The organism is Amycolatopsis sp. NPDC005232, from assembly GCF_040607795.1.
Lineage (GTDB): Bacteria > Actinomycetota > Actinomycetes > Mycobacteriales > Pseudonocardiaceae > Amycolatopsis.
On record NZ_JBEXHL010000048.1, the window covers coordinates 1 to 25,514 of the forward strand.

General features: G+C 69.6%; 22 protein-coding genes. 16 read left to right on the forward strand and 6 right to left on the reverse strand.

Annotation, left to right across the window (positions count from 1 at the left end):
• Positions 1 to 80: 80 nt before the first annotated feature.
• Positions 81 to 686, forward strand: a complete 606-nt coding sequence (locus ABZU76_RS46585) for a flavin reductase family protein (RefSeq protein ID WP_354883376.1) — start codon at positions 81 to 83, stop codon at positions 684 to 686.
• Between the two features lie 46 nt (positions 687 to 732).
• On the opposite strand, the gene ABZU76_RS46590 is transcribed toward ABZU76_RS46585, so the two are convergent.
• On the reverse strand, positions 733 to 1,452 hold the full coding sequence (locus ABZU76_RS46590) for a DUF305 domain-containing protein (RefSeq protein ID WP_354883379.1): 720 nt from the start codon (positions 1,450 to 1,452) through the stop codon (positions 733 to 735).
• Positions 1,453 to 1,459: 7 nt separating this feature from the next.
• Positions 1,460 to 2,284 (reverse strand): DUF3105 domain-containing protein, encoded by an 825-nt coding sequence (locus ABZU76_RS46595; RefSeq protein ID WP_255638744.1) that lies wholly within the window; start codon positions 2,282 to 2,284, stop codon positions 1,460 to 1,462.
• 252 nt (positions 2,285 to 2,536) lie between these two features.
• Between ABZU76_RS46595 and argS the strand changes: the two genes are divergently transcribed.
• The 8 genes from argS (at position 2,537) to prfA (ending at position 13,014) form a co-directional block, all read left to right on the forward strand.
• The gene (gene argS / locus ABZU76_RS46600; protein WP_354883382.1) at positions 2,537 to 4,201 is read left to right on the forward strand and encodes an arginine--tRNA ligase; all 1,665 of its coding nucleotides are present in this window, start codon (positions 2,537 to 2,539) and stop codon (positions 4,199 to 4,201) included.
• Between the two features lie 3 nt (positions 4,202 to 4,204).
• A complete protein-coding gene (gene lysA / locus ABZU76_RS46605; RefSeq protein ID WP_354883385.1) occupies positions 4,205 to 5,635 on the forward strand; it encodes a diaminopimelate decarboxylase in 1,431 nt (476 codons plus the stop codon).
• A gap of 12 nt (positions 5,636 to 5,647) precedes the next feature.
• Complete coding sequence (locus tag ABZU76_RS46610; RefSeq protein ID WP_220247074.1) at positions 5,648 to 6,958, forward strand: homoserine dehydrogenase; 1,311 nt, start codon at positions 5,648 to 5,650, stop codon at positions 6,956 to 6,958.
• A complete protein-coding gene (thrC, locus tag ABZU76_RS46615) occupies positions 6,955 to 8,010 on the forward strand; it encodes a threonine synthase (RefSeq protein WP_354883388.1) in 1,056 nt (351 codons plus the stop codon). Before ABZU76_RS46610 ends, thrC begins: the two co-directional genes overlap by 4 nt.
• Positions 8,007 to 8,915, forward strand: a complete 909-nt coding sequence (thrB, locus tag ABZU76_RS46620) for a homoserine kinase (RefSeq protein WP_354883390.1) — start codon at positions 8,007 to 8,009, stop codon at positions 8,913 to 8,915. The genes thrC and thrB overlap by 4 nt, the downstream gene beginning before the upstream one ends.
• 418 nt (positions 8,916 to 9,333) lie before the next feature.
• The gene (gene rho, locus ABZU76_RS46625) at positions 9,334 to 11,397 is read left to right on the forward strand and encodes a transcription termination factor Rho (protein ID WP_354883393.1); all 2,064 of its coding nucleotides are present in this window, start codon (positions 9,334 to 9,336) and stop codon (positions 11,395 to 11,397) included.
• A gap of 219 nt (positions 11,398 to 11,616) precedes the next feature.
• The gene (gene rpmE / locus ABZU76_RS46630) at positions 11,617 to 11,841 is read left to right on the forward strand and encodes a 50S ribosomal protein L31 (RefSeq protein ID WP_220243829.1); all 225 of its coding nucleotides are present in this window, start codon (positions 11,617 to 11,619) and stop codon (positions 11,839 to 11,841) included.
• Between the two features lie 102 nt (positions 11,842 to 11,943).
• A complete protein-coding gene (prfA, locus tag ABZU76_RS46635; RefSeq protein WP_354883397.1) occupies positions 11,944 to 13,014 on the forward strand; it encodes a peptide chain release factor 1 in 1,071 nt (356 codons plus the stop codon).
• Positions 13,015 to 13,071: 57 nt separating this feature from the next.
• On the opposite strand, the gene ABZU76_RS46640 is transcribed toward prfA, so the two are convergent.
• From ABZU76_RS46640 to ABZU76_RS46655, 4 genes are all read right to left on the reverse strand, one after another.
• Positions 13,072 to 14,514, reverse strand: coding sequence for a hypothetical protein (locus ABZU76_RS46640; protein ID WP_354883400.1), 1,443 nt, complete (start codon positions 14,512 to 14,514; stop codon positions 13,072 to 13,074).
• 92 nt (positions 14,515 to 14,606) lie between these two features.
• Complete coding sequence (locus tag ABZU76_RS46645) at positions 14,607 to 15,869, reverse strand: hypothetical protein (RefSeq protein WP_354883402.1); 1,263 nt, start codon at positions 15,867 to 15,869, stop codon at positions 14,607 to 14,609.
• Complete coding sequence (locus tag ABZU76_RS46650) at positions 15,866 to 16,303, reverse strand: GtrA family protein (RefSeq protein ID WP_354883405.1); 438 nt, start codon at positions 16,301 to 16,303, stop codon at positions 15,866 to 15,868. Before ABZU76_RS46650 ends, ABZU76_RS46645 begins: the two co-directional genes overlap by 4 nt.
• Positions 16,303 to 17,370, reverse strand: coding sequence for a glycosyltransferase family 2 protein (locus tag ABZU76_RS46655; RefSeq protein ID WP_354883408.1), 1,068 nt, complete (start codon positions 17,368 to 17,370; stop codon positions 16,303 to 16,305). Before ABZU76_RS46655 ends, ABZU76_RS46650 begins: the two co-directional genes overlap by 1 nt.
• 204 nt (positions 17,371 to 17,574) lie before the next feature.
• On the opposite strand from ABZU76_RS46655, the gene prmC reads away from it, so the two are divergent.
• The 7 genes from prmC to atpB all read left to right on the forward strand — a co-directional run bounded on the left by prmC (position 17,575) and on the right by atpB (position 25,494).
• The gene (prmC, locus tag ABZU76_RS46660) at positions 17,575 to 18,441 is read left to right on the forward strand and encodes a peptide chain release factor N(5)-glutamine methyltransferase (RefSeq protein ID WP_220243823.1); all 867 of its coding nucleotides are present in this window, start codon (positions 17,575 to 17,577) and stop codon (positions 18,439 to 18,441) included.
• 31 nt (positions 18,442 to 18,472) lie between these two features.
• Positions 18,473 to 18,871 carry a VOC family protein gene (locus tag ABZU76_RS46665; protein ID WP_354883411.1) on the forward strand — a complete coding sequence of 133 codons (399 nt, stop codon included), beginning with the start codon at positions 18,473 to 18,475 and terminating at the stop codon, positions 18,869 to 18,871.
• 214 nt (positions 18,872 to 19,085) lie between these two features.
• Positions 19,086 to 21,092 carry a M6 family metalloprotease domain-containing protein gene (locus ABZU76_RS46670; RefSeq protein ID WP_354883414.1) on the forward strand — a complete coding sequence of 669 codons (2,007 nt, stop codon included), beginning with the start codon at positions 19,086 to 19,088 and terminating at the stop codon, positions 21,090 to 21,092.
• Between the two features lie 64 nt (positions 21,093 to 21,156).
• Positions 21,157 to 21,807, forward strand: a complete 651-nt coding sequence (locus ABZU76_RS46675; protein ID WP_354883417.1) for an L-threonylcarbamoyladenylate synthase — start codon at positions 21,157 to 21,159, stop codon at positions 21,805 to 21,807.
• 94 nt (positions 21,808 to 21,901) lie between these two features.
• Positions 21,902 to 23,059: an MraY family glycosyltransferase gene (locus tag ABZU76_RS46680; protein ID WP_220243819.1), complete on the forward strand. Its 1,158-nt coding sequence runs from the start codon at positions 21,902 to 21,904 to the stop codon at positions 23,057 to 23,059.
• A gap of 666 nt (positions 23,060 to 23,725) precedes the next feature.
• Positions 23,726 to 24,175 (forward strand): hypothetical protein, encoded by a 450-nt coding sequence (locus ABZU76_RS46685; protein ID WP_354883419.1) that lies wholly within the window; start codon positions 23,726 to 23,728, stop codon positions 24,173 to 24,175.
• Positions 24,176 to 24,696: 521 nt separating this feature from the next.
• Positions 24,697 to 25,494, forward strand: coding sequence for a F0F1 ATP synthase subunit A (gene atpB / locus ABZU76_RS46690; RefSeq protein ID WP_354883422.1), 798 nt, complete (start codon positions 24,697 to 24,699; stop codon positions 25,492 to 25,494).
• Positions 25,495 to 25,514: the final 20 nt, after the last annotated feature.

Below are 25,514 nucleotides of genomic sequence, written 5' to 3' on the forward strand. Positions count from 1 at the left end.
GGTGTGGGCGGGGGGGGGGGGGGGGGGGGGCGGGGGGCCCCCCCCCCCCCCCCCCGCGGCCACCTGGTAGACCAAAGGGCATGCGCAAGGACTTCGATCCCGCCGACGTCGCCCCGTTCGCCTTCTACCGCCTGCTGACCGCCACCGTGGTGCCGCGGCCGATCGCGTGGGTGTCGAGCACCTCGGCGAGCGGCGTGGACAACCTGGCGCCGCACTCGTTCTTCACGGTGGCCTCGGCCGCGCCGCCGGTGCTGCAGTTCACGTCGGTGGGGCGGAAGGACACGTTGCGCAACGTCGAGGCCACCGGGCAGTTCGTGGTGAACCTCGCGCCGGAGCATCTCTTCGAGAAGATCAACGACACGGGCACCGACTTCCCGCCCGACCACAGCGAGTTCGACGCCGCGGGTCTCACGCGCGAGCCCAGCACGAAGGTCAAGCCGCCGCGGGTGGCGCAGTCGCCGGTGGCGTTCGAGTGCGAGCTGCACAGCACGGTCGGGTTCGGCACGTCGACGGTGGTGTTCGGCCGGGTCGTGCACGTCGCGGTGGCCGAGGACGTGCTCGACGGCGATCACCCCGTGATCGGGCGGCTGCGGCCGCTGGCGCGCCTCGGCGGCGACGAGTGGGGCACCCTCGGCGACGTCAAGGAGATCCCGCGCGTCCGGTTCGCCGACTGGGACAAGCGCTGAAAAAAGGGGCCGCCCCCAGAAGGAGCGGCCCCCGGCAAGAAATACCTCAGGACGCCGGAAGCGGAGCCGCCCCGCGCGCCTGCAACATCAGCTTCATCTGGTTGATCTCCGCGCCCTGCGACACGAGGATGCTGCGGCACAACGCCTTCAGCGCCGGCAGGTTCGAGTGGTCCTGCGCGTACTCCGCCATCGCCGTGCCGCCCTGGTGGTGGCGCAGCATGAGCTGAAGGAAGTCGACGTCCATCGCGCGGCCGGTCAGCGAACGCAGCTTGGCGATCTCCGCGTCGGTGGCCATGCCCGGCATCGGGGCGCCATTGGCCGGCGAGCTGGTGGGCATCTGCATGCCCGCGTGGCCCATCGGCTCGGTCATCCACGTCATGTACGCGCCGGGCGCCTGCTCGGGCTGGTCCCACAGCATGAGCCAGCCCTTCATGCGCCCGACCTGCTCGGTCTGCGACGACTCGATGTCGAACGCGAGCTGCCGCACCTCGGGGTCCGTGCTGTGGTCGCGGGCCCAGTTGGCCATGGTCACGGCCTGCAGGTGGTGCGTCGACATGTCCTGCGCGAAGCCGACCTCGACCGAACCCGCGCCGGGGGTCGCCGGCGCGGCGTCGCTGCCGTCGGTGAGCCGCGCGGCGAACACGCCGATCGCCACGCCGATGAGCAGCACGGCGAGCATCGACCCGCCGATGACGACCCAGCGGGACCACGTGGGGCGCTCGCCGGGCTCGTCGACGTCCGGTTCGAAGTCGGCTTCGGTGCTCACCGCGAGATCACTGTCCTGCCGGAGCCGACGGCGCCGTCACCGGAGCGCTGGGCTGGCCGGGAGTGCCCGGCATGCCGCCCTCCGGCACGGCACCGGAGCTGCCGCCGTAGTTCATCGGCTTCGCGTCGGGGCCGGGCTTGCTCGGGTCGAACGGCGGCGGGTTGCTCGGGTCGAACTGGCCCGGGCCGAGTGCGTCGCACGAGGCGCCGATCTCGGGGTACACGCCGTTGGGGTTCGTCCGCAGTGCGGCGATGAACTCGTCGATGCGCGGGTCGTCGGCCTTGTCCAGCTTGAGCTGGTGGCCCCACGACTGCAGCGAGATCGGCTTGTCCAGGCCGGGGTAGGGCGACATCGAGATGTAGGTCTTGCCCTTGACGCGAGCGGCCAGCAGGTCCACCTGGTCACCCTTGACGAGGTCCGGGTTGTAGGCGATCCAGACGGCGCCGTGCTCGAGCGTGTGGACCATGTTCTCGGTGCGCACCGCGGTCGGGTAGACGACGCCGTTGCAGGCCGCCCAGTTGCCGTCGTGCGGGCCGCCGAAGGGCGGGCTGTGGTCGTACGCCACGCGCTCGGTGGGCAGCACGTGCACCGAACCGGTGTAGGTCGCGGTGATGACGCCCGGGATCTTCTTGGACGGGTCGGGGTCACTGGCCGTCGGCGCGAACGACGAGGCCGCCTCCTCGCGGGACTTCTGGTCGCGCTGCGGAGCGGATTTCACCATGTAGTAGGTGACGACGCTGGCCAGGAGGGCCACCACCACGACGACACCGACGATGGTGCCCCACGGAGTGCCCTTCTTCCCCACGACGGACTTGCCACGCGCGGCCTTCACCGCGTTCGCGGACTTGCCGCGGGCTCCGCCGGCGGACGTCCCCTTCTTACTGGTTGTCCCTTTCGCCATGGTTTGCCGCGATCTCCTCGTGAGATGATGGAGGGATCCGGACGGACCCTGCCCGTCGGCCAGTGTAGAGACCGGACGTCTGATCACCGTGAACGCCTCTCACGATCACTTCAGGGTGATGTGCGACAACCGCAGGTCGGACCGGCGTAAGCGTCCGACCTGGGCACACCTAGAATTCGGCGAGTGACTCCCGCCGCTCTCGCCGACCTGGTCCGCGCCTCCGCCGTGCAGGTGCTCGACGCCCGAGGCGTCGACGCCGCTGTGCTGCCGGAGCAGGTGACCATCGAACGCCCGCGCAACCCCGACCACGGCGACTACGCGACGAACCTCGCGCTCCAGGTGGCCAAGAAGGCCGGGCTGCAGCCGCGCGAGTTCGCCGAGGCGCTGGCCGAGGTCGTGGCGGCCGCCGACGGCGTGGACGCGGCCGAGGTCGCCGGCCCGGGGTTCCTCAACTTCCGCCTCGCCGCCGACGCGCAGGGCGAGGTCGTGCGCCAGGTGCTCGCCGCGGGGGCGGCCTACGGCCGTGGTGACACGCTCACCGGCCGCAAGATCAACCTCGAGTTCGTCTCCGCCAACCCGACCGGCCCGATCCACCTCGGCGGCACGCGCTGGGCTGCGGTCGGCGACGCGCTGGGTCGCGTCCTGGCCGCGCAGGGCGGCGACGTCACGCGCGAGTACTACTTCAACGACGCCGGCGCCCAGATCGACCGGTTCGTGCGTTCCCTGATCGCCGCCGCCAAGGGCGAGCCCGCTCCGGAAGACGGCTACGCGGGCGGTTACATCAACGACATCGCCGCCGAGGTTCTCAAGCAGGAGCCGAGCGCGCTGTCGCTGCCCGAGGCCGAGCGGCACGAGACGTTCCGCCGCGTCGGCATCGAGCTCATGTTCACCGAGATCCGCCAGAGCCTGCATGACTTCGGCACCGACTTCGACGTCTATTTCCACGAGAACTCGCTGCACGAGTCCGGCGCCGTCGACGCCGCCGTGCAGCAGCTCAAGGACTCCGGCAACCTCTACCTCGCCGACGGCGCCTGGTGGCTCAAGTCCAGCGAGTACGGCGACGACAAGGACCGCGTCGTCATCAAGAAGGACGGCAACCCGGCCTACATCGCCGGCGACCTCGCCTACTTCAAGGACAAGCGCAACCGCGGCTTCGACCTGTGCATCTACATGCTCGGCGCCGACCACCACGGCTACATCGCGCGCCTGAAGGCCGCCGCGGCCGCGTTCGGCGACGACCCGGACACCGTCGAGGTCCTCATCGGCCAGATGGTGAACCTCGTGAGCGACGGCAAGCCGGTGCGCATGTCCAAGCGCGCGGGCACCGTGATCACGATGGAGGACCTCGTGGAGGCCGTGGGCGTCGACCCGGCGCGCTACGAGCTCATCCGCTACTCCGTCGACTCCACTTTGGACGTCGACCTCGACCTGCTGCGCAAGCACAGCAACGACAACCCGGTCTACTACGTGCAATACGCGCACGCCCGGCTGTCTTCCTTGCAGCGCAACGCCGCCGATCTCGGCCTGCGGTCCGAAAAGGACGCGGCGGACGTCGATTTCGGACTTCTGACCCTGCCCGCCGAGGGTGACCTGATCCGCACCATCGGCGAGTTCCCCGCCACCGTCCGCCGCGCCGCCGAGATGCGGGAACCGCACCGCATCGCCCGCTACCTCGAGGAGCTGGCCGGCGCCTACCACAAGTTCTACACGGTGGGTCGGGTGCTGCCGCAGGGCGACGAAGAGGCCACCCCTCTGACGTTCGCCCGGCTCGCCCTGTGCGAGGCCGCCCGCCAGGTGCTGGCGAACGGCCTGTTTTTGCTCGGTGTCTCAGCTCCGGAACGGATGTAAGAAATGGCGCACCCCGCGGGCCCCCGCCACGCCGACGTCTACCCCCATGCCGACGCCTCCGGGTTCCCGCCCGCGAGCGCCGAGGAACTCGACAAGCTGCCCGCGAAAGTGTGGCCGCGCAACACTTATCGCGCCGGCGACGGCATCGTGCGCATCGCCGGCATGGACGTGCGCGACCTCGCCGAGACCTACGGCACGCCGCTGTTCGTGGTCGACGAAGCCGACTTCAAGTCCCGATGCGCCGACTACGCCGAGGCGTTCGACGACCCGGCGCTGGTGCATTACGCGTCGAAGGCGTTCCTGTCCATCGAGATCGCCCGCTGGGTGGCCGAGCAGGGCCTGAGCCTCGACGTGTGCAGCGGCGGAGAGCTCGCCGTGGCGCAGCGCGCGAACTTCCCGGCAGAGCGGATCACCTTCCACGGCAACAACAAGTCGATCACGGAGCTCGACGCGGCGGTCGAGGCCGGCGTCGGCACCGTGGTGGTCGACTCGTACTACGAGATCGCCCGCCTCGCCGAGATCGCCGCGCGCCGCGAGGTCGTGCAGGCGGTGCTCGTGCGCGTGACGGTCGGCGTCGAGGCCCATACGCACGAGTTCATCGCCACCGCCCACGAGGACCAGAAGTTCGGCTTCTCGCTGGCTTCCGGCGACGCGGCCGAGGCCGTGCGCCGGGTGCTCAACGCGCCGTCGCTCAAGCTCGTGGGCCTGCACAGCCACATCGGCTCGCAGATCTTCGACGCCGACGGCTTCGAGGTCGCCGCGCGCCGCGTGGTCGGGCTGCTGGGCGACCTGGCCAAGGAGCACGGCCGTGAGCTGCTCGACCAGCTCGACCTCGTGGACCTCGGCGGTGGCTTCGGCATCGCCTACACCGAGAAGGACAACCCGCCGCCGCCCGCGCAGATGATCACACAGATCCGCGAGATCGTGCGCAAGGAGTGCGCGTACGCCGACCTACCCGTGCCGCGCATCGCGGGGGAGCCGGGCCGCGCGATCGCCGGCCCGGGCACCATCACGCTGTACGAGGTCGGCACCATCAAGGACGTCGCACTGGGTGACAACAGCACCCGCCGCTACGTGAGCGTCGACGGCGGCATGAGCGACAACATCCGCACGGCGCTCTACGATGCTGTGTACGACTGCCGGGTGGTTTCCCGCTCCGCGAGCGAAGGTGACGAGCCTGTTCTCGCCACTCTGTCCCGAGTCGTGGGAAAACACTGTGAATCCGGCGACATCGTCGTCCGAGACTGCTGGCTACCCGACACTCTTGCTCCCGGCGACCTGCTGGCCGTCGCGGCGACCGGTGCCTACTGCTACTCGATGGCGAGTGGGTACAACCGGCAGCCGCGCCCGGCGGTGGTGGCCGTGCGCAACGGCAGCGCCCGCGTGCTGCTGCGGCGGGAGACGACGGACGACATGCTGCGCCTGGAGGTTTGAGAAGTGTCCACAGTGTCTCCATCGGACGGACGAGCGATCAGGGTCGCCCTCCTCGGCTGCGGCACCGTCGGCAGCGAGGTCGTCCGGCTGCTCACCGAGCAGGCGGACGAACTGGCGGCGCGCGCCGGGGCCGCGGTGGAGCTGGCGGGTATCGCCGTGCGCCGCCCCGACAAGCACCCCGAGCTGCCGCAGGAGCTGGTGACCGACGACGCGGCCGCGCTCGTCGTCCGCGAAGACGTCGACGTGGTCGTGGAGCTGGTCGGCGGCATCGAGCCGGTGCGCGGCTGGCTGCTCGCGGCGCTGGGCGCCGGCAAGGCCGTGGTCACGGCCAACAAGGCGCTGCTCGCCGAGCACTCGGCGGACCTGTTCGAGGCCTCCGACGCCGCGGGTGTCGACCTGTACTTCGAGGCCGCCGTGGCCGGCGCCATCCCGCTGCTGCGCCCGCTGCGCGAATCGCTGGCCGGCGACCGCATCACGCGCGTGATGGGCATCGTCAACGGCACCACCAACTACATCCTCTCCGCCATGGACACCACGGGCGCGGGCTACGCCGAGACGCTCGACGAGGCGGGCCGCCTCGGGTACGCCGAGGCCGACCCGACGGCCGACGTCGACGGTTACGACGCCGCGTCCAAGGCCGCGATCCTCGCCTCGCTCGCGTTCCACACGCGCGTGACGGCGAAGGACGTGCACCGCGAGGGCATCGCCGACGTCACCGCGGCCGACCTGGTCGCCGCGCGCGTGCTGGGCCGCACGGTGAAGCTGCTGGCGATCTGCGAGCGCGTGACGGCCGACGACGGCGCCGAGTCCGTGTCGGCGCGCGTGCACCCGGTGATGATCCCGCGCAGCCACCAGCTCGCGGGGGTCAGCGGCGCGTTCAACGCCGTCTACGTGGAAGCCGACGCGGCGGGCGAGCTGATGTTCTACGGCCAGGGCGCCGGCGGGGCCCCCACGGCGAGCGCGGTGCTGGGCGACCTCGTCGCCGTGGCCCGCAACCGCGTGATCGGCGGCCGCGGCCCGCGCGAGTCGGCGCACGCCGCGCTGCCCATGCGGCCGATGGGCCAGACGCCCACGCGCTACCACGTGAGCCTCGACGTCGCCGACCGCGCGGGCGTGCTCGCCCAGGTGGCGCAGGCGTTCGCGGGCCACGGCGTGAGCATCGCGGCCGTGCGCCAGCGCGACGCCAACGACACGGCGAGCCTCGTGGTGGTCACCCACCTGGCGCCCGACGCGGCGCTGCAGTCCACTGTGGACGAGATTGCGAAACTCGATGTGGTGCACCAAGTCGTCAGCGTGATGCGGGTGGAAGGCGAAGACCAATGAGTGCGTGGCCCGGAATCATCGAGGCGTACCGCGATCGCGTCCCCGTGCCGGACGGCGCGCAGGTGGTGACGCTCGGCGAGGGCAACACCCCGCTGCTGCCCGCCGCGCACCTGTCGGAGCTCACGGGCTGCACGGTGTACCTCAAGGTGGAGGGCGCGAACCCCACCGGCTCGTTCAAGGACCGCGGCATGACCGTGGCCATCACCCACGCGCTGGCGAGCGGGCTCAAGGCCGTGATCTGCGCGTCGACGGGCAACACGTCGGCCTCGGCGGCCGCCTACGCGGCGCGCGCCGGGCTCACCTGCGCGGTGCTCGTGCCGCAGGGCAAGATCGCGATGGGCAAGCTCGCCCAGGCCGTGGTGCACGGCGCGCGCATCCTGCAGGTCGACGGCAACTTCGACGACTGCCTCGAGCTCGCGCGCAAAACCTCGGCCGACTACCCCGTGACGCTGGTGAACTCCGTGAACCCGGTGCGCATCGCGGGCCAGAAGACCGCGGCGTTCGAGGTCTGCGACGTGCTCGGCCAGGCGCCCGACATCCACTGCCTGCCGGTGGGCAACGCGGGCAACATCACCGCCTACTGGGCCGGGTATTCGGAGTACGCCGAAGACGGTGTGGTGAAGAACACCCCGCGGATGTTCGGCTTCCAGGCGGCCGGCGCCGCGCCGCTCGTGCTGGGTGAACCGGTCTCGGACCCCGACACCATCGCGACGGCGATCCGCATCGGCAGCCCCGCTTCGTGGACGAGCGCGGTGAAGGCGAAGCAAGAGTCCGACGGCTTGTTCGAGGCGATCACCGACGCGAAGATCCTCGAGGCCTACCGCCTGCTGGCCGGACGCGAGGGCGTGTTCGTGGAGCCCGCGTCGGCCACCAGCGTCGCCGGCCTGCTCGCCACCGCCGCGGACGGCCGGCTGCCGAAGGGCAGCACGGTCGTGTGCACGGTCACCGGCCACGGCCTCAAGGACCCCGCGACCGCGCTCGAGGGCAACGTCGAGGTCGAGCCCCTCGCCGTCGATCCCACGGCGGTCGCAGCGGCCCTGGACCTGCGGTGACGAGCTCCTCGGGCCGGTCGGCGGGTGCGTCGTTCCGGGCCGTGGTGCCGGGCTCGACGGCCAACCTCGGCCCGGGGTTCGACGCGCTGGGCCTGGCCCTGGCGTGCCGCGATGTCGTCGAGCTGCAGGTGATCGAAGACGGCCTCAAGATCGAGGTGGTCGACGCCGGCGCCGGCGGGGTCGCCGACGTCCCCACCGACGAGACGCACCTCGTTGTGCGGGCGATCCGCCGCGCGTGCGCGCACTTCGACGTGCGCCCGCCGGGCCTGCACCTGCGCTGCTTCAACAAGATCCCGCACGCACGCGGACTCGGATCCTCGGCCGCTGCCGTGGTGTCCGGCGTGGCGCTGGGTTACGCGCTGGCGGGCGTCGCGCTCGACGACGAGGCTTTGCAGCTCGCGGCCGAGTTCGAGGGCCACGCGGACAACGCGGCGGCCAGCCTGCTCGGCGGGCTCGTGGTGGCGTGGTGCGAAAACGGGCGCTTCCACGCCGAACGCGTGGAGCCCAGCACCAAGATCCGTCCTGTGGTGGCGATCCCGGCGCTGAAGTCGTCCACGGACGCCACGCGCGGCCTGCTGCCGCAGCACGTTCCGCACGCCGACGCGGCGCACAGCGCGGGCCGCACAGCGCTTTCCGTGCTCGCCATGACGACCAGACCCGAGCTGCTGCTGGCGGCCACGGAAGACCGGCTGCACCAGGAGTACCGGGCCAGCGCGTACCCCGCGAGCTCCGAATTGGTACGCACACTCCGTGCTCACGGCGTGGCGGCGACGATCTCCGGCGCCGGTCCCACTGTGTTCGCCCTCACCACGACGGGAATATTGCCGCCGGAATGCGACGTTGAAGGGTTCGACGTCGCCGAGCTGGGCGTGGACCTGACGGGTGTTCAGGTTGCGGCTCAGTAAAGCCCCGGTCTCGTGGCGGGCGGAACGTGCGCCACGCGGGGGGGTGGTTGTTGCACCCGCCCACAGGGCGGTCTACCCTCGGGGGCGTTCGATCACCGTGCGTTTCCGCACCCGATGCCGGTCCTGTTCGCTCCTCGCGAGCCTCCGGTCCGCATCCTTCGTCGATCCGCCAGCTCTGCGCCGCCTGGCAAGCGGGACGCGGAGGGACGCAGGCGGGTTTCCGGTTTCGGCGGTGCCGAATTCCGTTTCCTCCGTTTGGGGGAGGCAAACATCCCTGTGCTGGCGACGCTCTCGCTGTGTTCCGCACGGCTAGGCGCGACTCGCCCGCATCGGAAGCAAATGCCGTTTCGCGATCAGACGCGATCGGCGGCAGTCCGCTGATCCACCTGGAGGCGTGGATCGGTCAGGAAGGACATGTGTGAGCAACACCGATCTGTTGAGCGGCGACGTGGAGACCCCCGCCGCGGCCGCTGAGACGAATGGGGCCGCGGCCGCTCCGAAGCGCCGCACCGGGGGCCTGTCGGGGATGGTCATCGCCGAGCTCCGCCAGCTGGCGGGCGAACTGGGTGTGGGCGAGACCACGGGGATGCGCAAGGGTGACCTGATCGCCGCGATCCGCGAGCGGCAGGGCAAGACCAAGAAGCGCACCGCCACGGCGGAGACTCTCCCGCTCGACGGCGTCGGCGACACTCCGGCTCCCAAGGCCTCGAAGGCCGCGAAGACCGAAGAGCCGGCCCGGGCCGAGAAGAAGCGCGAGGAGACCCCGAGCGCCGAGGCGTCGCCGGCTCCCAAGGCCGAGACCAACGGTTCGGCTCCGGCAGCCGAGGCGCCGGCAGAGAAGCCCGCGCAGCAGGAGCGCCAGGACCGCGACGGCGGCCAGCAGAACTCCGACGGGCAGCAGGAGGAAGGCGGCCGCAGCCGTCGTCGCCGTGGCTCGAACCGTGCCGCGGGCGCGCCCGACGGCCAGCGCGAGCAGCGTGAGCCGCGCGAGCAGCGTGAGCCGCGTGACGGTGGCCAGCAGCGTGACGGTGGCCAGCGTGGCGACCGTGAGCAGCGTGGCGACCGTGGTGACCGCGCCGACCGTGGTGACCGCGCCGAGCGTCAGGGCGGCCGCGACAACAACCGCGGCGGCTCGGACAACCGGGACAGCCGCGACAACCGCCAGCGCAACAACCAGCAGGACAGCGGCAACCGCGGCCAGCAGGACAACCGTTCGCAGGGCCCGGAGGACGACGAAGAGGGCGGCCGTCGCGGCCGTCGCTTCCGCGACCGCCGTCGCCGGGGCAGCGGGGGCGGTCGCGTCGAAGGCGGTTCGCCGGACACCGAGATCCGCGAGGACGACGTCCTGCTGCCGGTCGCCGGCATCCTGGACGTGCTCGACAACTACGCGTTCGTGCGCACGTCCGGCTACCTCGCCGGGCCGAACGACGTGTACGTGTCGCTCTCGCTGGTCCGCAAGTACGGCCTGCGCCGCGGTGACGCCATCACCGGTGTCGTCCGCCAGCCGCGTGACGGCGAGCAGCAGCGGCAGAAGTTCAACCCGCTGGTGCGCGTCGACTCGATCAACGGCCTGGAGCCGGACGAGGCCAAGCGCCGCCCTGACTTCACCAAGCTGACCCCGCTCTACCCCAACGAGCGCCTGCGCCTCGAGACCGAGTCGCACAAGCTCACCACCCGCGTGATCGACCTGATCATGCCGGTCGGCAAGGGGCAGCGCGCCCTGATCGTGTCGCCGCCGAAGGCCGGTAAGACCACGATCATGCAGGACATCGCCAACGCGATCACCACGAACAACCCTGAGTGCCACCTCATGGTCGTGCTGGTCGACGAGCGGCCGGAAGAGGTCACGGACATGCAGCGGTCCGTGAAGGGCGAGGTCATCGCCTCGACCTTCGACCGCCCGCCGGCCGACCACACCTCGGTCGCGGAGCTCTCGATCGAGCGCGCCAAGCGCCTGGTCGAGATGGGCCACGACGTGGTGGTGCTGCTCGACTCGATCACCCGCCTCGGCCGCGCCTACAACCTGGCCGCGCCCGCGTCGGGCCGGATCCTGTCCGGTGGTGTCGACTCGACGGCGCTGTACCCGCCGAAGCGTTTCCTGGGTGCCGCGCGCAACATCGAGAACGGCGGCTCGCTCACCATCTTCGCCACGGCGATGGTGGAGACGGGCTCCACGATGGACACGGTGATCTTCGAAGAGTTCAAGGGCACCGGCAACGCCGAGCTCAAGCTCGACCGCAAGATCTCCGAGCGCCGCGTGTTCCCGGCGGTCGACGTCAACCCGTCCGGCACCCGCAAGGAAGAGCTGCTGCTCTCGCCGGACGAGCTCGCCGTCACGCACAAGCTGCACCGCGTGCTCCATGCGCTGGACTCGCAGCAGGCCATCGACCTGCTGATCTCGCGCCTGCGCAAGACGAAGACCAACATCGAGTTCCTCATGCAGGTCTCGAAGACGGCCCTCGGCGCGAACGACGAGGACTGAGCTCCACCGTTTCACCGTCCGTGAAGGGCACCGTGAGGGAATCCGATTCCCCCACGGTGCCCTTCACGGCGTCTGGGGCTGACGGCTCCTGGTGCGAGGAATACCAGGCCAGGAGGGTTGGTTGAACTCACCGTCAGCCCGTCTGGCACAATGACCCGCTGAAGTCCGGCACCGGTTCACCCCGATCCTGGGGACCCGGGGCCAACAAGAGAGGACACCATGAAGAGCGGCATTCACCCTGAGTACGTGACGACTCAGGTCACCTGTAACTGCGGGAACAGCTTCACCACCCGCAGCACCAAGGACTCGGGCGCGATCCACGTCGAGATCTGCTCGAACTGTCACCCGTTCTACACCGGCAAGCAGAAGATCATGGACACCGGTGGCCGGGTTGCGCGCTTCGAGAAGCGCTACGGCAAGCGGCAGAAGAACGACGCCAAGTAGCTTCGCCCACGGCGCCCACTCGCACGTGCGAGTGGGCGCCGTTTGCTGTCTGTCGGTGAAATTCTGTCGTTGGTGGTACTAGGCCCGGAAGAAGGCACGGAAGTGGATTCGACTTCGCTCAAGGGGCTGCTCACCGAGCATGCCCAGCTGGAAGAGCAGCTGGCGGACCCGGCCGTGCACGCCGACCAGGCCAAGGCTCGCAAGCTGGGCCGCCGCTACGCGGAGCTGAGCCCCGTCGTGCGCGCCGTGCGTGAGCTTGACCAGACGCGCGACGACCTCTCCGCGGCCAAAGAGCTGGCGGCCGAGGACTCGACGTTCGCGGAAGAGGCCGCCGAGCTGGCCGCGAAGATCCCCGACCTCGAGTCCCGCCTCACGGAACTGCTGCTGCCGCGCGACCCGTACGACGGTTCCGACGTGGTCATGGAGGTCAAGTCCGGCGAAGGCGGCGAGGAGTCCGCCCTGTTCGCGGGCGACCTGCTGCGCATGTACCTGCGCTACGCCGAGCGCCACGGCTGGAAGGCCGAGGTCCTCGACTCGACCGAGTCCGACCTCGGCGGCTTCAAGGACGTCACGCTGTCGATCAAGAGCAAGACCGCCGACGTCAACGGCGTCTGGTCGCGCCTGAAGTTCGAGGGCGGCGTGCACCGCGTGCAGCGCGTGCCGGCGACCGAGTCGCAGGGCCGTATCCACACGTCTGCCGCCGGTGTGCTGATCTACCCCGAGCCCGAAGAGGTCGAGGTCGAGATCGACCCGAACGACCTGCGGATCGACGTCTTCCGCTCGTCCGGCCCTGGCGGCCAGAGCGTGAACACCACCGACTCGGCCGTGCGCATCACGCACCTGCCGACCGGCATCGTCGTCTCGTGCCAGAACGAGAAGTCCCAGATCCAGAACCGCGCCCGCGCGCTGCAGGTGCTGCAGGCCCGCCTGCAGGCCGTCGCCGAGGAAGAGGCCGCCGCGAAGGCCTCGGACGCCCGCCGTTCGCAGGTCCGCACCGTCGACCGCTCCGAGCGCGTGCGCACGTACAACTTCCCGGAGAACCGCATCTCGGACCACCGGGTGAACTACAAGGCCTACAACCTCGACCAGGTCCTCGACGGCGACCTCGACGGCGTCCTCGACGCCCTGGCGACGGCCGACCGCGAAGAGCGGCTGGCCGCGCAGTCCGGCTGAGCCTGTTCGGCTGGGTTTCTACGGCTGAGTCTTTCCGGCTGGGCCTGCCCCGCTGCCTCAGACGACGGCCGCGATCTCCTCGGTCAGCGTCTCGTCATCCTCGTGTTCCCCCTGCGGCTTCGGCGCCTCTTCGGCGCGCGGCAGCAGGCTGAGGATCGCGAACGCGAGCGCCAGCACGGTCGGGAACAGCGTGAGCAGCTGGTGCTTCACGCCTTCCACGCCTTCGCCCAGCGCGGACAGCCCGAGCTGCCCGACGGCGAAGAACGTCAGCATCAGCACCACGAGGCCGTACTCGCGCCGCCCCCGCCGGAACGCGCGCACGGCGGCCCAGATCATCAGCAGCCACAGGGGAACCAGCACGAACAGCCCCGCGGGCGCGGCCAGCGCGGCGAGTCCCGAGAACACCGGCACGCGGTACTCCTTCGACAGCCACGCCTGCCCCGAGAGTTCACCGAAGCTGCCGAGGTTGTCCGGCCGTGCGGTGAGCGTGTTCACGCCGCCCTGCTGCAGGATCTGCGCGACGCGTTCGGGGTGCGTCGAGTAGTACCCCACCACGTTGCGGCGGCTGATCTTGTCGCGGTACCGCGGGTAGAGCGGGTCGGTCTTGGCCGTGCCCGGAGTCCACCAGCCGGTGCCGACGTACTTCGCGAACGATTGTGGAAGCCCGAGTGCGGCCAGGTCGGCGTTCGTGTCGTGCTTGCCGTCCACAATGGAGTCGAAGATCGCGTTGTACACGTTGGCCTCGCGGTACTCCGCGTTGGCCGGGTCGCCTTGCGACTGGACCGCGAGCGTCCCGCCGCCCACGAGCGCGAGCACCGCGAGCAGCAGCGGCCAGCGGGCCTTGCCGTGCACGCCGTTGGGTTTCACCAGCAGCACGGCAAGCACGAAAAGGGGGATGAACAACAGGGTCTGCGATTTCGCGTTGATACCGATCAGTCCGCCGAGGACGGTGATGACGGCGCCGGCGTAGCACCGGCCGCGGTCGCGGTGCATCAGCAGGAGGCCGCCGCAGATCAGCAGCATGCCGAGGAAGGCCGCGCCCTCGCTGAGCGTGGAGGCGAAGTAGCCGAAGAACGCGGAGTCGCCCGTGACGAGCAGCAGCAGGACCGCCGCGATGACCTGGCCGCGGTGCTTCAGGTCGAGCCCGGCCACGGCGGCGGTGATGGCGACCGCGACGAGCACGCAGGTGCCGACGCCGAGGACGAGCAGGTTCAGAATGGCGTTCGAGCCGAAGAAGTGGCCGGCTTTGCTCGCCAGCCAGTCGAGCCAGTTCTGGCTCGAGACGTAGTCGCTCGTGCAGGGGACCCCGGTGCCGTAGCTGAAGCGGACGAAGCCCTCCGACGGGCGGTCGAGCTGCTTGCCGCCGAGCTTGCACAGCAGCCGCCAGCCGTCGCCGTTGTCGGCCATGCCGATGGGTCTGGGGACGAGGAAGCGGACCAGGAGCAGGGCGAGGGAAGCGCCGAAGATGGCGAGACCGAAGCGGAGGTCTTTGGTTCGCACCCGGCCGAGTGTAGGCAGGGGGGTGCCGGGCCGCAGTGTGTGCGGGCAACCCGGTCACCGCCACCAGGCCGGTGCCGGGGCGCCCGTCGTGCTCAGCCCGCCCAGTACCCCGACACGAAGCGCAGGAAGATCAGCGCGCCGATCGTCGTGTTCGCGTACAGCACGCCGTAGACCACGCCGCGCAGCTTCGGCCTGCGCTCGGCGAACAGCACCAGCGCCACGTACATCACCAGGCACGGCAACAGGTAGCGGTGCACCGACACCACGTTGTTGTTGATCGTCAGCATCACGATCGACGCGATGCCGAACAGCGCGAGCGGGATTCCCTTGGCGCGCAGGGCGACGAAGATGTACACAGAGGACACGAGCAGCAGCACCAGCCCGATGGTGGGCAGCACGTGGCTCATCAGCGTCCACCCGTCCATCGGGATGTCGCCGAGCAGCGCGTGGGCCGTCAGCTTCGCCTCGGTCCAGCCGGTGGCGAAGATGTTCGGGTTGAACTTGTGGTACGACCAGGTCGCCACGCCTTTGAGCGCGTTGAAGCTCGCCATGGCGCTGCCGGTCTGGATCTTCATGTACAGCATGTGCGCGCCGAGGCCGAGGAACGCGGCGGGGAACCACAGCAGCCGCCAGTTCAGCAGGCCGCGCACCTTCCAGTCCTTCGAGCGCCAGAACTCCAGGAAGCACAGGCCCACGAACACCGCCGCGGTGATCCGCGAGGCCGTGAGCGGGATCAGGCACAGGCCCATCCACAGCCACTGGCGCCGCAGCGCGAACAGGTAGGCCCAGAAGCCCAGCGCGCAGAAGACCGCTTCGCTGTAGAACGAGTGCAGGAAGAACGCCGTGGGCGCGGTGAGGAACGCGGCGACCACGAGCCACTGGGCGCGGGCGCCGGTGAAGTAGAAGCGGGCGATCTTGAGCAGCGCCGTGGTGGCGAGCCACGTCGCGACCACGTTCACCAGGAAGCCCGCGACGAGGATCCCGATCAGGTTGAAGCTGATCGTCTGCACGAGCCACACGCAGATCGGGAACACCGGGTAGAACGCGCGCAGAGGCACGTAGCTGCTGGTGTAGGCGTGCTGCGCGATGTCGCCGTAGTTGCCGGCGTCCCAGCGGTAGGTGTGCGCGAGCAGGCTCCAGGTCGAGCCGATGCCCGTCTTCGGCACGCCCTCGCTCACCGGGGACGACGGGCCGAACAGCCACGCCACCGCGATCAGCACGACGTTCCACGCGAGCACCACGGCCAGCACGCGGGCGAAGTCGCCCGTGAGCCAGCGCGGCACGCGCGAAACCGCGACGGGCTGCTTCGGTTCGTCCTCGGAGGTGAGCTCCTCGGCGGACACCGTGGCGGTCATACCGTGCCTCCCGGCTGTTCGGTGGCGGCAACCGGGGCCGGGGTCCGCTGCCGGAAGACGACCTTTTGGTAGAGCACGTAGTTCCACACCAGACCCACGGCGATGCCGGCGAACTTCGGCACGAGCACCGTGACGTGGGGCAGCAGCGACCCGACCGCGAAGATCACCGCCGCCTGCACCACCCACAGCCCGAACGCGGTGATGGCGAAGAACAGCAGCACCTGCTTGCGGACGTCGCCGTCCTTGGCGCGGAAGGTGAAGTTGCGGTTGAGCACGAAGCTCAGCAGCATGCCGGCGGTCGTCGAGCACAGGTTCGCGACGAACAGCGGCAGCCCGACGCTGGAGTACAGCAGCGCGAAGCCCACCGCGTCGACGAGCGTGTTGGCGACGCCGACCACACCGAAGCGGATCTGCTGCGGGGTCAGGAGCTTCATCAGGCCCTGCTCTCCGCCTGGACCGCATCGACGGTGTCGACTGTGTCCATGGTGTCCATGGGGTCCAGAGCGCGCCCGGTCGGGTTCGAGGTGACACGAGCGTCGGAGGCGAGACCCGTCCGCACCGAGGCGACGCCGTACAGCGGCCGGTTCTGCACCTGCGAGTACGTGCGGCCGATGTAGCTGCCGAGCACGCCGAGCATGATGATCTGGATGCCGCCGAGGAAGAACATCGCGATCGTGATGAACGCCCAGCCGGGCACCGCGGTCGCCGGCGCGAACAGCTTCACGCCGATCACGTAGAGCACGCCGACGAAGCTGAGCGCGGAGATCAGGTAGCCGAGTCGGCTGATCATGCGCAGCGGCGTGACGGAGAAGCCGAGGATGCCGTCGGCGGCGAAGCGCAGCATCTTGCGCAGCGGGTAGCCGGTGACGCCCGCGTGGCGCTTGTCGCGGTCGAACAGCACCGCGGTCTGGCGGAACCCGATGTAGGAGACCAGGCCGCGCAGGAAGCGGTCGCGCTCGCGGTACTTGCGCAGCTCGTCCACGACCTTGCGGTCGATCAGCCGGAAATCGCCGGTGTTCTTGGGGATGTCGACGGCCGCCATCTTGCGCAGGAACCAGTAGAAGGCACCGGCGGTGAACCTCTTGAACGCGCTGTCCTGCCGCGAGCGGCGCTGCGCGTAAACGACGTCGTAGCCCTCTTCCCACCGCTCGATCAGCTCGAGCGCGACGCGCGGCGGGTCCTGCAGGTCGCTGTCCATGATGATCGTCGCGTCGGCGTCGACCAGGTCGAGGCCCGCGGTCACGGCCATCTGGTGGCCGAAGTTGCGCGCGAGCTCGATCACGGTCACCCGCTCGTCGCGCCGGGACAGCTCGGTGAGCAGCACGAGCGAGCTGTCGCGGCTGCCGTCGTCGACGTAGAGGAAGCTGAGTTCGTACCGGTCGGCCAGCGGCCTGGTGACCTCGTCCACGGTCCGGTGGAGCAGGTCGATGTTGCCTTCCTCGTTGAAGATGGGGAAGACGAACGCGATCCGGCGTCTGTCGCTCGAGGGCTCCGAAGACACGCCAATCATGACGGGACTCCCGTTTGACTCAATGGATCGGGCGAACGCGCTGATCCGCGGCCCGGAGGACCTCAGGATCTTAAGAGATCACGCTCACGGTGCTTCTTCGGGCCCGCATCCGGGCCCGCCTGCGGCCAGGCGGCTCCGGAAGCGCGCCGGAGGTCGATACGCTGGGCGGAGGATTTTCGACGTGAGGGAAAACTTGTGAATCGGCAGCCGCTGCGCCTGGCCATCATGGAGGCCACCCGCATCCTCACCGAGGCGGGCGTGGAGTCGCCGCGGACGGACGCGGACCTGATCGCCGCGCACGTGCTCGGGGTCGATCGCGGGCGGCTGCCGATGGTGCCGCTGGTCGATCCACCCGTGATCGAGGCGATCGGGCAGCTCGTGGCGCAGCGCGCGAAGCGGATCCCGCTGCAGTACCTCACCGGGTGGGCCGCGCTGGGCAACATCACGGTGAACGTGGGCCCCGGCGTGTTCGTGCCGCGCCCGGAGACCGAGCTGCTGCTGGACTGGGGCCTGAAGTTCCTCCACGGACGCGAGTTCCCCGTGGTCGTCGACCTGTGCACGGGGTCCGCCGCGCTGGCCCTGGCGCTGGCGCACGAGCGGCCGGACGCCGTCGTGTACGCCGTGGACGTCGACCCCCAGGCGCTCGCGTGGGCCCGGCACAACGCCGACGTGCACTCCGACGCCGGCGACACCCCCGTTCGCCTCTACTCGGGCGACATCGCCGACCCGACGATGTTCGCCGAGCTCGACGGCCTCGTCGACCTGGTGCTCTGCAACCCGCCGTACGTCCCTGAAGGCACGCCCGTGCCCCCGGAGGTCGCCGAGCACGACCCGGCGCGCGCGGTGTTCGCCGAGGAGAGCGGCCTGGCGGTGATCCGCCACGCCATCGCGGCGGGTGCCCGTCTGCTGCGTCCCGGCGGTGGCCTGGCGATCGAGCACGACGACACCCACGGGTCGGCCGTGCCGGCGCTCGTGCGGGCGCGCCGCGTGCTCACCGCGGTCGAGGACCACCCCGACTTCACGGGCCGGGCCCGGTACGTGACGGCTCGCCGGCTGGGCTGAAACGGCTGGACCGCTCGCCTAGTCTCGGACCATGGCCTGCCGGATCACCGAACTCGTCATCGACTGCGCCGACCCCCAGCGTCTGGGGGACTTCTGGTGCGAGGTCCTCGGCTACGTCGAGCTCGGCTGGGAGGGCGACGACCTGGAGATCGGCCCGTCCGGCGGCTTCGGCGGGCCGCTGCCGACCCTCGTGCTCAGCCGCAGCGATGAGCCCAAGCGCGGCAAACTGCCGCTGCACCTCGACGTCAACCCGACCGACCGCGACCAGGACGCCGAGCTCGAGCGCCTCCTCGCCGCGGGCGCGCGCCCGGCCGACGTCGGGCAGACCGGCGAGGAGTCCTGGCACGTGCTGGCCGATCCGGAGGGCAACGAGTTCTGCCTGCTCCGCCGCCGGGTCGACGCGGTGGAGAGCCCAAGCACCGCCGGCTGAACCGAGCTGGAGCGGCCATCTCGAACCCGCGCCCGGCTCGTCCCGTCTGCCGTTCGAACGACAGGTTCGGCCGGTACGCCACCTCTGTCCGACTTTCGTCGTGAGGCAATGGGGCGGATTTCGTTCGCAACCCTAACGATCCGCGGTCGACTGAATACCGTCGATCTTCGGGCTCGCCCGCCCCGGGGCGGCCCGATCGTGAAGGGGAGTGTGGATGAGACCCTCCTGGATCCCTGTCCGGCGCACGACAAGGCGTGTCTCGAAGGTGGCCGCGGTCGTCGCGGCCGTCGCCTTGCTGCCCGGGCTGACCGCCGGCACGGCGAACGCCGACACGTTCACCCGCGGCTGGCCCGCGCCGCTGGACTCCGCGCACTGGGCCGACCAAGCGGCCATGACGTGGAACGACTACCGCAAGGTCCCCGGCACGAACTGGGCCGACCCGTCGCTCAAGCCCACCGAGCGCACGTTCAAGGGCGCCGTGGTGCTCGCGGACTACCCGGACGAGGACTTCGTGGTCACGAAGGCGCCGCACTCGACCGTCTTCGGCAACCCCGGTCCGTCGGCCAGCAATCTCGCGCGCGAGAACGTGGCGCAGTACTACCAGGACTTCCTCAACAAGCCGGAAACCCTCAACCACGGCCACACCATCAACGAGTACTGGATGGAGGACTCCGGCGGCCGCTTCGGCGTGGACCTCACCGCGTTCGGGCCCTACCGCATGCCGGGCAAGTCCTTCGAGTACGGCATGGAGTTCCAGGACAACGCGTGCCCACAGGGCTCGACGTGCGACCGCGACCTGCGCACCGACGCGCGCGCCGCGTGGAAGGCCGACGTCGGCGCACTGGCCGACCAGTTCGACTTCGTCTTCTTCCTCTCCGCGGGCCAGGACGAGAGCTCGACGTGGCAGGAGTTCGGCGAGATGAAGTTCGGCAGCCAGGACGCCGTGCCGGACGAGTTCGGCCCGCCCGGCGACGAGAACCTGCCCAACTGGGCCGACACCCGCTACGTCCCGTGGACGTCGTGGGCGTCGGCGTCGAGCATCTGGCCCAACGCGCAGAACGGCTCCTCGACGCAGGCCGAATCGTCCGGCCAGGGCACCTACGCCCACGAGTTCAGCCACATCCTGGGCATCGGCGACAACTACAACAACCCGTTCGGCGTCCCGCCGCAGCGCGCGTACACCGGCCCGTGGGAGATGCTTTCGCGCGGCAGCTTCAACGGTCCCGGCGGCCCGCACACGCGCTGGCAGATCCCGGCCACCGAGGGCGGCTCGATGGGCGCGCACCACATGCTGCGCAACAAGCTCAAGCTCGGCATCGTCGACCCCGCCGACGTGCTGCAGCTCGACCGCGACCAGCTCGCGAAAACCGGTCCCGTGACGGCGCGGATCACCGCGCGGGAGGCGGCGCCGGAACCGGGCGCGTACACGGGGCTGAACATCGCGCTGCCGGGCGGCGACAAGTCCCCGAAGTGCGATCGCAACACCGACCCGCTGTGCGACGGCGGCGGTTACGACAACTACACACTCGAGGTCGTCGACCGGATGGGTTCGGACTCCTTCGCGCCCGACTCCGGCGTGCTGCTGGCCAAGACCAAGAACAAGGACGCGGCGCCGTTCGAGTGGATCGTCGACGCGAACCCGCAGGACATCGGCCTCACCGACTACGTGAAGCCGGACGGCACGCCGGTGAAGATCACCGTCGGCGACTACCGGCAGCTCAACGACGCGGCGTTCAAGGCCGGCACGGGCTCCTCGGGCGCGTACGAGTACACCGACGAGGCCAACCGGCTGCACTTCCTGGTCACCGACCTCGCGCGTGACCGCGGCGGTGTCTTGTCGTACACGGTCACCGTCGCCTCGCTCGACGGTGCGGGACCGCAGGCGCGCGGTGCGCACCTGTGGCCGGCGTTGCCCGCGTTCACCAAGGGCGGGCTCGCCACGTGCGACTTCCGGCTGCTCAACACCGGTTCCGCGCGCGGGGCGAAGGCGCCGTACGACAGCGACACCTACCGGCTGAGCGCGAGCACCGACGCGAAGGGCTGGGAGGTCCGGCTGCCCAACGAGCTGGCGACGGCGAAGTTCGGGCAGACCGCCCAGATCGCCGCCTACGCGAAACGGACACCGGGCGCGCCGTACACGGCGCGGGTCAAGCTCACCGCCACGTCGGTGAGCGATCCGGCGAAGACGAGCACCACCACCTGCACGGCCATCGGGTTCTGACCCGGCGTCCCCGGCACCTGACCACCGCATTCAGGTGCCGGGGACGAGGGCTAGGCTTCGCGGCATGAGTGCGGTGTACGACTGCAGCAAGCGCGAGTCCCGGGCCGAAGGGCTGGCCGCCGCGGCGTCAGCGGTGAGGTCGAGCCGGTTGGTGGTCCTGCCGACCGACACCGTCTACGGCATCGGTGCCGACGCCTTCGACGCGGGCGCCGTGCAGGCGTTGCTGCGCGCGAAGAACCGCGGCCCGGACATGCCCGTGGGCGTGCTCGTCGGTTCGTGGTCCACAGTGGACGGTCTTGTGCTCGGCCTGCCGCCGCAGGCGCGGGCGCTCGTGGAGGCGTTCTGGCCGGGCGACCTGTCGATCGTGCTCCCGCACGCGCCGAGCCTGCAGTGGGACCTCGGGCAGTCGCGCGGCACCGTGATGCTGCGGATGCCGCTGCACCCGGTGGCGCTGGAGCTGCTGCGCGACGTCGGCCCGATGGCCGTGTCGAGCGCCAACGTCTCCGGCCGCCCGCCCGCGTCCACCGCGGCCGAGGCGCAGGACCAGCTGGGCGACTCGGTGTCGGTGTACCTCGACGGCGGTTCGAGCGGCGAGGCCGTGGCGTCGTCGATCGTGGACCTCACGGGCGAGAATCCGGTGGTGCTGCGCGAAGGCGCGGTCACGCGCGCGGCGATCGCCGAGGTCATGGGCGTGCCCGCCGAGTCGCTCGCCTGAGCGGTCCACAGGGGAGGCTCCGCCAAACCGCGTCACATCCGGTCGCGGTAGCGTGACGCGGTGACTCGGACCCCCCGGCAGGCGTGACGCGGTCATGCCCCCTGTGCAAGGACTTCTCCCCATCCGGGAGTACCTCCTCGTCGCGTTGACCGCGACGGCGGTGACCTATCTGCTCACCGGCGTGGTCCGCCGCGTCGCGATCCGCATCGGCGCGATCGCCAACCCGCGCGCCCGCGACGTCCACGTGACGCCGATCCCTCGCATGGGCGGCGTCGGCATCTACCTGGGCGTGGCCGCGGCGATGGGCCTGGCGCACCAGCTGCCCGCGCTGAGCCACGGCTTCGACGCTTCGCTGGACTCCGTGGGCGTGCTCCTGGCGGCCGGCGTCATCTCGCTCATCGGCGCGCTGGACGACCGGTTCGAGCTCGACGCGTGGACGAAGCTCGCCGGCCAGGTCATGTGCGCCGGGATCCTCGTGCTCTTCGGCGTGCAGTGGGTGTCGTTCTGGGTGCCGTGGGGCGGCACCGGCGACTCGTTCGGTTCGGTGCTCGTGCTGGACAAGAACCAGGGCGCGCTGCTGACCGTGGTGATGGTCGTGGTGATGGTCAACGCGATGAACTTCGTCGACGGCCTCGACGGCCTCGCGGGCGGCCTCGGCTTCATCGCCGCGACGGCCACGTGTGCGTTCTCGCTGGGCCTGCTCGACAGCACCGGCGGCGACTTCGGCACCTACCCGCCGGCCCTCATCGCGGCGACGCTGGCGGGCGCGTGTCTGGGCTTCCTGCCCTACAACTTCCAACCCGCCAAGATATTCATGGGCGACTCCGGCTCCATGATGATCGGCCTCGTGCTCGCCGGCGCGACCACGTCCGCGAGCGGCCGCGTCAGCTACACGCGCTTCTCGGCTTCCGACGCGCTCGCCCTGCTGTCGCCCTTGGTCGTGGTCGTGGCGGTGCTCTTCGTGCCCGTCCTGGACCTCGTGATGGCCGTCATCCGCCGCACCCGCCGCGGCGAAAGCCCCTTCGCGGCCGACAAGATGCACCTCCACCACCGCCTGCTCGAGATCGGCCACTCCCAGCGCCGCGCCGTCCTGCTCATCTACTTGTGGGCCGGCATCCTGGCCTTCGGCGCGGTGTCCGTGACGCTCTTCGACGACACGGCCGTGTTCTGGGTCATCGGGGCGGGTCTGGTGGTGGCCGTGCTGGTGTCGTTGGTGCCGCGGTTGAGGGCACGGCGCCGTTCCGCGGGCTGAGTGTTCGCGAATTCCGGTTCACCTCCTCTCGACATCTCCGTCACCTCCTTGTGAATGTCCGGTGGGGCGAGGAAGTGAGGTGAAAATGCGCCAAATCGCGGTGGTCCTGTCGGCTGAGGGTTCGATGATGGCGACCTTTCCCGGGGCTGGCGTCGCTGCCGAGTCGACGGGGGCGAGTCCGGCCGAATCACGAAAAACGGTGCTGTGGACCAGGCGTCCTCGATCGGGCACGCGAGTCGCTCGCGCTGAAGTGGTCGGACTCGGTGCCGCCGGCATGGCCCGAGCGACGGCCGCTCGGTGCGGGTTCTCGGCCCGCTTTTCCCAGCCCGCAACGCGTTCGGCCAAGTCAGTCCCCATCGGACGGTTTCGGTCGGCATCGTGACCGCGACCAGTCTCGGCGGGATCGCGCTGGCGTGCACCAATCCCTGCCGTCCCCGGGCTGCGTGAACCGTTTCCGATGAATGTGCCGCGGCAGTTGTCTCGCGGGTCATTCTTGTCCATTTCCGCGACCGACCATTCCGTCGCGGAAATGAATTCGGCCGCCCCGCGTTCGCGCTGGCGTGGACCCGGGGCAGCCGCTTGTGCTGCTGGCCGCAGGCCGGGGGTCAGGAGACCAGGTCACCAGGTTCTCTACACTCGATGCCGAACCGAGTAGGGAGCCCAACTGTGAGCGAAACCGAAACCTCGACCGATGCGACGGAGAACCCGCACGCCAAGGTGGTGCTGCAGGCTGCTCGCGCGATGACGAAGGCTTCGCTGCTGGTCACGCTGCCGGCGGTGGTTGTGTGCATTGCCGTCTTCAGCATCGTCTACGGACTGCACGGCTTCCTCGGCTCACTGGTCGGCGCGGTGCTCGCGATCTTGGCGGCCCTGTCGACGCTCGGGCTCATGCGCTTCAGTGCGGGCCAGGACCCCATGTTCGTCATGGTGATCGCGCTCGGTGGGTACGTGATCAAGGTCGTGGTGCTGTTCATCGCGCTCAAGCTGCTCAAGGGTGTGACCGAGCTGCACCCGCTGTCGCTCGGCATCACGATGATCGTGGCGATCATGGTGTCCGCCGCGGCCGAGTTCGTGGCCTTCCGCAAGACGAAGATCCCGACGATCATCCCGTCCTGACGCGAACCCGGCACCCTCGGCTACCGACAGTGAGAGCGCGCTGCGGCATCCGTGTGTGACCTGAAACACACCAGCCGACTTTCGGGTGGGTGGCTCACCTCGCCGAGGCGCTCACCTGTGGTGTTGCGAAACCGGTCGCGCGCGTCCCGGACTTGGGTCCTGGATGGACTCGGGACCTAAGTCCTGAGCTGATCGGTTGGTATGAAGTACGCGTGTACGGCACCGATTGACCTGCTGGTAGGGTCCGCTTCAAGGGTGGCGGCCTCGCCCGCGCACTCCCTCAAACGAACCGCGACCAGCAGTGTGGCGACCCGATGGTTCCGCCCCTCAGCCGCTGGTCCGAAGTGGATTGCAGGGCAGTGCTCTTGCGAGCCAACCTCTGTGCAGGGCATGAGAATCATTCACTGCGCGGTGGGGCTGGCCGCCTCCGGCGTGCTCGTGCGTATCGGGTACGTTAAGTCCAGATCGTGACGATTCCCCCGGCGGAGTGAACGCCGGCCGGGAGAACCGGGAGGAGCGCAGTGATCGCGCTGGTACTGACCGAGGGTGCTGTTTTCACGCCCCCTGGTACTGATGCCTTCGAGCTGCCGCCGTTTTTGGGGTCTGGCGAGTGGGGCTTGAACAAGCCGAAGCTGCTGGTGATCATCGCTTTGATCATCGTCGCCGGCTACTTCTTGGTGGCTTCGCGCAAGCTGAAGATCGTGCCCACCAAGGGACAGTTCATCGCAGAGTCCGTCTATGACTTCAGCCGCAACAACATCACGCGGCAGCAGATCGGCTCGAAAGAGTTCAAGCCGTTCATCCCGCTGGTTCTCGCGTTGTTCACCTTTATCTTGGTGAACAACCTCTTCGGGATCATTCCCTTCTTCCAGTTCCCGACCATGGCGCGGATCGGCTTCCCGCTGGCCATGTCGCTTCTGGTGGTCTACCCGGTGTACCACTACGTGGGCATCAAGAAGTACGGCCTGGGCGGGTACCTGAAGAACCAGCTGACGCCGGCGGGGATTCCGAAGTTCGTGCTTCCGCTGTACAGCCTGATCGAGTTCATGCAGAAGTTCTTCATCACCCCGATCACGCTGGCCATCCGTGTTTTCGCCGCGATGTTCGCCGGCCACCTGATCATCATCGTGTTCACCCTGGGCGGCACCTTCCTGCTCACGGAGACCACGGGCTGGGCTCTCAAGCCGGTGTCGATCCTCGGCTGGGTCCTGGCGATCCTGATGACTTTCCTCGAGGCCTTCATCCAGGTCCTGCAGGCCTACATCTTCGCCCTGCTGTCAGCCGGGTACATCGGCGCCGCGCTGGCGTCGGAGCACTGAGAAACACACAAGCCCCCGAT